Origin of the sequence: Psychrilyobacter sp., from assembly GCF_049671765.1 — a bacterium.
Classification (GTDB): Bacteria; Fusobacteriota; Fusobacteriia; order Fusobacteriales; family Fusobacteriaceae; genus Psychrilyobacter.
The window spans coordinates 1-1,972 of record NZ_JBATVM010000170.1; the positions used below are offsets into that span (position 1 = coordinate 1).

General features: G+C 25.1%; 3 protein-coding genes and 1 riboswitch. All 3 genes read right to left on the bottom strand.

Annotation, left to right across the window (positions count from 1 at the left end; genetic code table 11):
* A partial coding sequence (locus WBG30_RS07875) for an IS30 family transposase (RefSeq protein WP_424504095.1) occupies nt 1-213 on the bottom strand: 213 nt, incomplete at its 3' end.
* A gap of 580 nt (nt 214-793) precedes the next feature.
* Nucleotides 794-878: riboswitch (cyclic di-GMP riboswitch) on the bottom strand.
* A 41-nt stretch (nt 879-919) separates the two neighbouring features.
* The gene (locus tag WBG30_RS07880; RefSeq protein ID WP_424504096.1) at nt 920-1,417 is read right to left on the bottom strand and encodes a hypothetical protein; all 498 of its coding nucleotides are present in this window, start codon (nt 1,415-1,417) and stop codon (nt 920-922) included.
* A 113-nt stretch (nt 1,418-1,530) separates the two neighbouring features.
* A complete protein-coding gene (locus WBG30_RS07885) occupies nt 1,531-1,824 on the bottom strand; it encodes a hypothetical protein (RefSeq protein ID WP_424504097.1) in 294 nt (97 codons plus the stop codon).
* Nucleotides 1,825-1,972: the final 148 nt, after the last annotated feature.

Sequence of the window (1,972 nt, forward strand, 5' to 3'; positions counted from 1 at the left end):
CAATAATCCATTTGTATTCTCATTAGTTCCTCTTTCCCATGAATGATATGGATTAGCAAAATATGTTTTTATCTCTAATTTTTCTTCAAGTTCTTTAAATCTTGAAAACCCTTTTCCATTGTCTGAGGTAAATGTTTTTAACAATTCGCTTGGAGTATATTTAAAATTTTCTAGCGTCGCCTCGTTGAATGTCTTAGCTTTTCTAGGTAGCAATTCAACAACATCTTCGGAAAGAAATCCTGCTTCTATTCCTCTATAGATAGTTTTAAATGATATGTTGTATAAGTTTTCTACCTTTGCTCTTCCCGCTATTTGTTCAGGAGTCCAAGAATTTTCTAATTTATCTTGAATCTCTATTAAAAGGATACTTTCTTTAAGAATATTTTTAGCACCACAATTCTTTTTTCTTTCTTGATATGCTAGTTGAGCCTTTAAAGGCCTGTATTCTCCAGCTACAATATTTCTTTTTATCTCTCTTCCAATAGTAGACCTATTTCTTTCTAGTTATCGCCCTATTTCAGCATTGGAATAACCCAATATTGAAAATTTTAATATCCTTTCTCTTTCTAAAATGGTAATATGTTTTTGATTCATAGAAACCTCCTTTGATGTTTGCTAGCACATACATTATAACAGGAAAGTTTCTATGGATCTTTTTTTTTGCATTTAATTATACAATGTAAGTAATTATTAAAATTCTTTAAAAATTGCTTTATTTAGTGCATCTATTAAAAATATGCAAATAAAAAAAAGCCATATTGTAATTATACAAATAGCATCTTTCTAAAAAAGTTATGGTAACTGGCAGTCATATCATAATAGACTTAGACCCTTTAGTTTTGCGTCACAAAGTTTCTCTTGCTTTGCCTTTTTTAGAATTATTATTTTAATTATACAAATTAGAAAATTTTGATATTCATTAATGAGTTAATTCCCATATCTGCAAATTATATTCAAATGATCTTTTGACCATTTGGTCTCTTTCTAATTCTAATTTTTCCTTTAACACCAGTATAAGATTTTTCTTATTTTTACCTCTTATTTTTTTAAAATTAGGAACAGATAAGTTGGATATTTCAAATTGGTTTATTAAAAAATTTATATCTTCCTTAGTATATTTTTGTTTATTCAATGTAGTTATAGTTCGATTAATAAATATTTCCGTATATTCTTTATAATCTATTTTTTTTCTTCCTTCCAAAAATAAGATAGCTTCTTCTCTAGAATATATTTTTTTTAAATTTTTATAAAGTTCTGACGTTTCAAAAATAGGACACAAAGACTCTTTTATATTATATTCTTTTAAATAAATTTTGGATTTTAAACTGTCAATATAAATAATTTCATCTTTTAATTTAATTTCTACGTTATCATCTACTTTTTTTTCGTTTTTAAACATATTTTTTAAATTTTCCATTTTGCACTCCTAATTAATTTAAATTTCATTGTTAAATATATAAGTATTGATATTATCTATTGAAGGAAACAATGAGTAAAAGTTAAAAAAATATGATCTTTTTATACCATATTTCAATATATTTGATATCTACCCCATAATTTTTTATGGCTTTCAGAGAAAAAATTTCTCAATCTAATTTTCTCTCGATTACCATTTTTTAATATTATTTCCTTTACCAAAATATCAATTTGATATTGTGTATGACAAATACATTCTTTTTTTTCTTCTTGATTTAAAAGTGAATCTACATTTCTAATATTAGTAAATAAAACTCCCTCAATATTTTTTTTTAATGTCATTTTTAGCCCTTTGCCCTTTAATTCCTTCATAGTTTGATAAATTTCATCATAAGCTTTTTCTACCACTAGATTCACACCTCCATGCTTAATCAAAATATAGCATTTACCTTTTATTACATATTTTACAAGAAGTATATCCCTTTTGAATCGCTTCTTGCAAAGTTATTGATTCTAAATTTTTAGCATATGGACATTCTTCTTGATGGTATTTTTT